A 7,393-nucleotide genomic window follows, 5' to 3' on the forward strand; every position below is an offset into this window, starting at 1 on the left:
GTTCAATTCCCCGTAGCTCACCGCCTCCCGCCCGTACTTCACCGCCACCGCCTCCGGCGTCTTCTCCACCTGTCTCTCGAACCAGGTGTGAAGGCAGAGCGATGGAGGCACCGGCACCACCCGCTCGGGCCGGGCCGGGACGCGCCGCTCGTCCTCCAGCAGGAGGGAGACGCGCGAGAAGCGCAGCTCCGGCTCACGGGCCACCGTCTCGAACGCGAGCTCCAGCCGCCGCGCCATGCGGCGCACCGTCGCGGCGTCGAAGAGCTCCGCGTCGTACTGGAGCCAGCCGCCCAGGCCGTCCGCTGTCTCGGCCAGCAGGAGCATCAAGTCGAACTGGGTGGTGCGCGGCGGCAGCTCGACCGACGCGAGCCGCAGCGCCCCCACGTCCAGCCGTCCGCCACTCACGCCCGACGCGAAGGCGGCCAGGCCCGCCAGCGGTGCGCGCTGCAACGAGAACATCGTCTGCACGAACGGCACGCGCCCGGCCTCGCGCCCACGGCCCAGCCGGTCCACCAGCTCCACGAAGGGCACGTCCGCGTGCTCCAGCGCGCCCATCATCCGCTCCCGCGCGCGGCGCACGACCTCACGCAAGGACGGATCCCCTCCCAGCTCGGTGCGGATCACCAGCGGGTTGACGAGATAGGCCACGGCGTCCATGACCTCCGCGCCGTTGCGGCCCGCGGCGGGACACCCCACCCGCATCCGCTCCTGTCCGGTCTGCCGCGCCAGGAAGAGCTGGTAGCAGGCCAGCAACGTCCCGTGCAGCGTCGTGGACTCCTGAAGGGCCAGGGCCTGAAGCCGCTCGACGACCTCGCTCGACACGTGGATCCGCTCCGCGCCGCCCCGGAACGTCGACACCGGGGGCCGGGGGCGATCCACCGGCAGCGTCAGCGGCGGAATCTCCCCCGTGAGCTCCTGCTCCCAATAGGCCCACTGGCCCGCCGCACGGCTCGCGCGACGGACCTCATGACGGCGCACCGCCGCCAGGTCCGAAGCCGCCACGCCCGGGGTGGCCTGCTGTCCCGCCGGCGCATAGGCCGACGCCAGCTCGCGCAGCAGCACGGCCATGGACCAGAAGTCCGTCACCAGGTGATGCAGCGTCAGCAGCACCACGCGAGCCCCGTCCGCGCGCAGGTACAACGACGCGCGCAGCAGCGGCCCTGCCACCAGGTCGAAAGGACGCTCGATGTCCTCCTGCATCCTCGCCAGGAATGCCCCCTCGTCATCCGCCGAGGCATCCACCTCTCGCAGCGGCACGTCGACCCGGGCCAGCACACGCTGAACGGGTTCGCCCCCGCGCGAGACGAACACCGAGCGCAGGCCATCATGGCGTTCCACCAACGACCGCAAGGCCGCCTGGAGCGCCCGCACGTCGAGCGCCCCTTCGATGCGCGCCGCGCCCGCGACGTTGTACGCGGCGGAGCCGGGCGCCAGTTGCTGGAGGAACCACAGGCCCGCCTGTCCGGGCGTGAGCGGGACCTCGGCCGGAGCAGCCACGCCGCGGGCCGCGTCCGACGCCGGCCCGGAGCGCGCCGCGTTCAACGACACCCGCTCCCGAAGCGAAGCCAGGCTCGCCCCCTGGAGCAGCCACGCGAGCGGCACCTCGACGCCGAACGAAGCCTCCAGCGCGTTGTGCAACTCCAGCGCGAGCAGCGAGTCCAGGCCGTACTGGAGCAGCGGCGCCTCCGGCCGCAGCGACGACGGCGCGACGCCCAGCCGCGTGGCCACCAGCGCGAGCAGCGGATCCACGGGCGCCGCGTCCGGCCCCGCGGCCACGGCTCCGGCGCCCTCATCACGCCACGCCGCCAGGGCCTCCAGCTCCTCCGACACGAAGAGCTGCCTGCACGCGCGGCGCTGCACCTTGCCGCTGGACGTCTTCGGCACCGCGCCCGGCCCCGTCAGGACCACCGCGTGCGGACGCACCTCGTGCTCCAGCGCCAGCCGTTCGACGATGTTCGCGAGCATCACCTCCGGCTCGCCCCGGCCCGGAGACATCTCCTGCACCACGACCAGCCGCTCCTCGCCGGCGACGTCCACGCTGAACGCCGCGACGCCGCCCGGACGCAGCGCCGGGTGGCTGCGCTCGACGGTCAGCTCCAGGTCCTGCGGGTAGTGGTTGCGCCCGCGCAGGATGATCAGGTCCTTGATGCGCCCCGTGACGTACAGCTCCCCGTCCCGCAGGAAGCCCAGGTCCCCGGTGCGCAGGTACGGCCCCTCCCCGTCCGCGGTCGCCGCGCCGAACGTGGCCACGGACTCCTCCGGGCGGTTCCAGTACCCCCGGGCGACGTGCGCGCCCGTGACCCAGATTTCGCCCACCTGACCGTCCGCGCACCGCTCGCGTGACTCCGGCGCCACGACGGCGATCCGCTCGTCCAGCAGCGCGCCGCCACACCCCACGAGCGCGGCCCCCGCCTCCTGGTCCACCGCGCGGCCCCGCGAGAGCGCGTCGCGGTCCACGTGCAGCACGCGAGGCAGCGCCTCCTTCGCGCCACCGGACACGATGAGGCTGGCCTCCGCCAGGCCATAGCAGGGATAGAAGGCCTCACGGCGGAACCCGCACGAAGCGAACGCCTGGCTGAAGCGCTCGAGCGTGCTCGCGCGAACGGGCTCCGCGCCACAGAACGCCACGTCCCAGCAGGACAGGTCGAGCGCGGCCTTCTGCGCGTCGCTCACCTTGCGCACGCACAGCTCGAAGGCGAAGTTGGGCCCGCCGCTCGTCGTGCCCCGGAAACGGGAGATGGCTTCCAGCCAGCGCAGCGGGCGCTGCATGAACGTGAGCGGCGACATCAGCACGCCGCGCGAGCCCAGGTGGATGGGCTGGAGCACGTTCCCGATGAGTCCCATGTCGTGGTACAGCGGCAGCCACCCCACCACGACATCGCGCGCGCCCAGCCCGAAGCCGGCCTGGATCATCGCCTCGTTGGCCAGCAGGTTCGCGTGCGACAGCATCACGCCCTTGGGCGCGGCCGTGGAACCGGACGTGTACTGGAGGAACGCCAGCGAGCCGGACTCCAGCGCCGGGGCCCTCCAGCCGGATTCCATTCCCGGCGCGACGAGCGACTCGTACGCCAGCCAGCGCAGGTGCCCCAGCTCCGGGGCCAGGCCCACCAACCCTTCCGCCATCTCCGCGATGAACGCGGACGTGAGCGCCACGGCCGCGCCCGCGTCCTTCACGATGACCTCCAGGCGCGGAAGCGTGCGGTTCAGGCGCGACGGGTCCGGGGGATAGGCCGGCACCGCCACCGCCCCGGCGTAGAGACAGCCGAAGAACGCGGCGATGTACTCGAGCCCGGGCGGATACAGCAGCAGCACCCGGTCCCCGGGCCGCACGTGCCCGGCCAGCGACGCGGCGATGGCCCGCGCCTGCCGGTCCAGCTCCGCGTAGGTGATGGACGCCTCGTCGCCGTCCTCCTCCCCCAGGAACGTGAAGACGGGGAGCGCGGCCTGGGACTCGGCGCGCAGCCGCAGCAGGTCCACCAACGTCTCGGCCGGCCGGAGGTGTCCGGGCATCTGGGTTCCTATCGCTGGGGGCCAGCGCGAGGCCGGCCCGGAAGGGTCGTGTCACACGCGACACGGCCCCGGAGGAACACGGACGCCCCCGGTGGCCATCCCTGGTGTGGGTGCTTCAGGGCCCGCGCTGAGGGCTCAGGACGGCTTGCGGAGCGTGAACGTCCACACCCGGTGTGTGGTCTGGATGGCCCGCTCCATGCCCTGCCAGTAGGGCAGGTCCAGCCAGCGCTCCTCCAGCATCTCCAGCCCCGCCTCGGCGAAGAGGTGCTTCCACTCGGAGGGCGTGAGCCAGTCGGCCGGGTCCTCCACGCCGCGATACAGCAGCGGCCCGTAGCCCACGAAGATGCCGCCCGGCTCCAGCACCCGGCGCAGCTCCTCCAGGAGCGGCCGCGCCGGCACGCAGTCCATGAAGTGCACCGCGATGGCCGCGGACAGCGTCCCGTCCGCCACCGGCAGCTTCAACGCATCCGCCACCGCCAGGCTGCGCGCGTCCATCCGCGCCGCGGCCTCCTGCGTCAGCTTCGCCTCGATGGGCGTCGCGACGTTGTCCCCGCCCAGCTGCGGGTAGTGCAGCTCCCACAGGTTCAGGGGCCCCTGGAGCAGCCGGTGGAACCAGTCCACGTACGCCAGGCACAGGTCGACGCCGAAGACCGAATCGAAGTGGCCGGACAGCTCGTGCACGAAGCGGCCCGTGCCGGCCCCCAGCAGCACCGCGGTCCCCCGGCGGCGGGCGTGCGTCTGGACCGCGCGCGCCAGCTCGTCGCGGATGGTGGCGATCTGCTTCTCCCCATCCGGCGTGCCGCCCCAGTCCGCGCGCAGGAAGCCGGTCATCGCCGGGCCCCACGACTCGTTGAACGGCAGCCCCGCGGCCTGGGGCGGAGGATCCGCCGCCAGCCGGATGAGCGACGCGACGTCCGCGTGCGCGGCCAGCCCGAAGAGCTGCCCGGTCGCCAGCTCCAGGTCGGCGCTCAGCGCGCGCCGGGCCTGCTCCAGGGCCGTCTTGCGGAAGGGCTGCGCCTGCTCCAGCGCCTCACCGCGCGCCAGCAGCATCTGGAGCCCGCCGACATAGCGCGCCAGCGACACCGCGTTGCTCGCGATGTACGCGGCCGGATCCGGGACGAGCACGGGCACCGTGCCCAGCCGGGGGAAGCGGTCCCCACAGGCATCGCAGGTGAAGGTGTCCTCCGCCCCGGAGAGGCTGCCCCGGCAGTTCGGGCAGCGCCAGGCGGAGTGGACGAGGTCGGTGGCGGACGTCATACGGGCGCGGCTCCTGTTCAGGGAAGAAGGGCGACGGCTTCGAGCAGCAACTGCGCGGCGAGCAGCGACGTGACCTCGGCGTGGTCCAGCGAGGGCAGCACCTCCACGACGTCCATGCCCACCAACCGGCAGCCGGCCAGCGAGCGCACCAGCCGCAGCGCCTCACGCGAGGTGAGGCCCCCGGGGACAGGCGTGCCCGTGCCGGGGGCGAAGGCGGGGTCCACCGCGTCGATGTCGAACGTCAGGTAGACCGGGTGCTGCCCCACGCGCTCGCGCACCTCCGCGAGGATGGCCGCGATGCCGCGGTCCTCCACGTCGTCGATGCGGTACTCGTTCGAGGCGTGCTCCCGGATGAGGTCCGGGTCCCCGGAGTGCCGGATGCCAATCTGGTGCAGCTGCCCCCGGGCGATGAGTCCCTCGGTCAGCGCGTGGCGCATGGTGGTGCCATGGTGCCGCTCCTCGCCGAGCATGCCGCCCTCCGCCATGTCGGAGTGCGCGTCCACGTGCACCAGCGCGATGGGGCCATGCTTGCGCGCCACCGCGCGCAACACCGGCAGCGTCACCGAGTGGTCGCCGCCCACCACGAAGGGCGCCGCGCCGCTGGAGACGATGCGCGTCACCTCCGCCTCCACTGCGGCGCGCATGCCTTCCGCGTGAAGCAGCGGCAGCGGCACGTTTCCGCCGTCGAGCGCCCGCTTCAGCGCGGGCGCCTCGTCCGACAGCCGGCCCAGCTCCACCGACGCGCTCGCCCGGCGCACGTGATACGGCGCGAACCGGGCCCCGGGCTGGTAGGTCGTCCCCCCGTCATACGTGACTCCGATGAAGACCGCGGAGGCCCCGTCGTAGACAGCGTCACCGCGCGTGAAATCCGCCAGTGGCAAGCGCAGGAAGGGAATCTGTCCGTGCCGCAGGTACTCGCCCAGGGTCTGTTGCATGGTGTCGCTCCATTAACATACAAGCCGGAACTCCTGACACCGCTGCTCGCGGGCGCGCTCGCGTGGCAAGCGGGCCTGTTTCGCATGGGGCGCGCGGTGAAACATGACGCTCCAGGACGAGGATGCCCTCCGCGATGGATGACAGCGGTTTCGCCTGGGAACAGGGGCCCTGGCGCGAGTTGATCCGCCTCGCGCTTCCCACGGCGCTCTCCTCCTTGTCCTACAGCCTGATGACGCTGACGGACACGCTCTTCCTCGCGAGGGTGGGCGCGGCGCCGCTCGCGGGAATCGCGCTGGGCGGCACGGCGTCCTTCGTGTTGCTGTCCTTCTGGTTCGGCCTGTTCCGGGCCACCAAGACGCTGGTCGCGCAGGCGCGGGGCGCGGGACAGGACAGCGATGCGCGGGCCCACGCGGGCCTCGGAATCCTCACGGCGAGCGCGGCGGGTGCGGTGGGCATCCTGCTGGGTCACGGCGTCGCGGCGCTCCTGCCCCACCTCGCGGGTTCCGCCGAGGCCGGCGCGCTCGCCGCGGACTACCTGCGCACCGTCTCGTACGGCGCCCCCATGGTGCTGCTCACCGTCGTCCTGGGGGAGGTGCGCCTGGGCGCGGGGGACGCGGTGACACCGTTCCGGGCCGCGCTCGCGGGCAACGCGCTCAACCTCGTCCTCGCCTGGGTGCTCATCTTCCCCGTGGGACTGGGCGTCGTGGGCGCGGCGCTGGCCACGGTCATCGCCAACACCGTGGAGACCTGCTGGCTGGCCAGCGTGCAGGCCCGCGAGGGCGTGGCGTTCCGCGCGGTGCGCCGGGAACACTTCGGGCGGCTGTGGCGTCTGGGCCTTCCCAGTGGAGTGCAGGTCCTCCTGGAGCTGGGGGCCTACGGGCTCCTGGCGGCGATGATCGCCCCCCTGGGCGCGGTGCCACTCGCCGCGCACCAGCTGGTGGCACAGCTGCTGCGGCTGCTGGGGCTCCCGGTCATCGCGATCGCCGAGTCCGCCGCGGTGCTGGTGGGGCAAGGCGTGGGCGCGGGCCGGTGGGCCCTGGTCCGCCGCGTGGCGTCGCGGGCCTTCGCGCTCAACGGCCTCATCACCCTGGGGGTCGCGTTCGCGCTCTGGGTGGCCGGTCCCGCGCTGGCGGCGGCGGCCACGCAGGACACGGAGGTCCGCGCACTCGCGGCCCGACTGCTTGGGTTGGGTGCGCTCGTGCAACTCGCGGGCGGCGCGAACGCGGTCGCCGGCGCGGTGCTGCGCGGCACGGGGGACGCCACCGTGCCCGCGCTGCTGGGCATCGCCACCGCATGGCTGGGTGCGCCATTGCTGATGTGGCTGTTGGGCTACCGGCTCGGGTGGGGAGCCATGGGAGGATGGCTGGGAATGCTCATCGAGAACGGCGTGTGCGCGTCATACCTGACGGCGCGCATCTGGAATGGAGGCTGGCGCGCGGCGGGTTCGACGCGCAGCGCACCGTCCGCATGAAAGCGCCGCGAGCGCTGCCTTTGAATCACGCGCCGCGAATGCGCGTCCCGTGTCCCCGGTTGCCTTCACGCCCACCTCCCCGCTGACATCGCGTCCGACGACTGATGCCCACCCGTGAAGAACTCCGGCAGCGCCGGGCCCAGCTGACCGAAGCCCAGCGCGCCCTCCTGGAACAGCGTCTGCGCGGCGGCGCTCCGGCCCCCGCCCTCCCCGACATTC

At 73.1% G+C, this 7,393-nt stretch carries 4 protein-coding genes; 1 reads left to right on the forward strand and 3 read right to left on the reverse strand.

Annotation, left to right across the window (positions count from 1 at the left end; all coding sequences use genetic code 11):
• The 3 genes from D7W79_RS35610 to speB form a co-directional block, all read right to left on the reverse strand.
• The coding region (locus tag D7W79_RS35610; protein WP_147442214.1) for a condensation domain-containing protein at positions 1–3,510 on the reverse strand (3,510 nt) is incomplete at its 3' end.
• Positions 3,511–3,645: 135 nt separating this feature from the next.
• On the reverse strand, positions 3,646–4,767 hold the full coding sequence (locus D7W79_RS35615; RefSeq protein ID WP_120529765.1) for a methyltransferase domain-containing protein: 1,122 nt from the start codon (positions 4,765–4,767) through the stop codon (positions 3,646–3,648).
• A gap of 17 nt (positions 4,768–4,784) precedes the next feature.
• Positions 4,785–5,702 (reverse strand): agmatinase, encoded by a 918-nt coding sequence (gene speB / locus D7W79_RS35620; RefSeq protein ID WP_120529766.1) that lies wholly within the window; start codon positions 5,700–5,702, stop codon positions 4,785–4,787.
• A gap of 134 nt (positions 5,703–5,836) precedes the next feature.
• On the opposite strand from speB, the gene D7W79_RS35625 reads away from it, so the two are divergent.
• On the forward strand, positions 5,837–7,174 hold the full coding sequence (locus D7W79_RS35625) for an MATE family efflux transporter (protein ID WP_158617136.1): 1,338 nt from the start codon (positions 5,837–5,839) through the stop codon (positions 7,172–7,174).
• Positions 7,175–7,393 lie beyond the last annotated feature (219 nt).

The sequence above is a fragment of the Corallococcus exercitus genome (genome assembly GCF_003611585.1).
GTDB classification, from domain to species: domain Bacteria; phylum Myxococcota; class Myxococcia; order Myxococcales; family Myxococcaceae; genus Corallococcus; species Corallococcus exercitus.

What these genes read in the sequence shown, in the direction of transcription:
- speB (WP_120529766.1), bottom strand. Translation starts at nt 5,702, where the DNA reads ATGCAACAGACCCTGGGCGAGTACCTGCGGCACGGACAGATTCCCTTC.
- D7W79_RS35615 (WP_120529765.1), bottom strand. Translation starts at nt 4,767, where the DNA reads ATGACGTCCGCCACCGACCTCGTCCACTCCGCCTGGCGCTGCCCGAAC.
- D7W79_RS35625 (WP_158617136.1), top strand. Translation starts at nt 5,837, where the DNA reads ATGGATGACAGCGGTTTCGCCTGGGAACAGGGGCCCTGGCGCGAGTTG.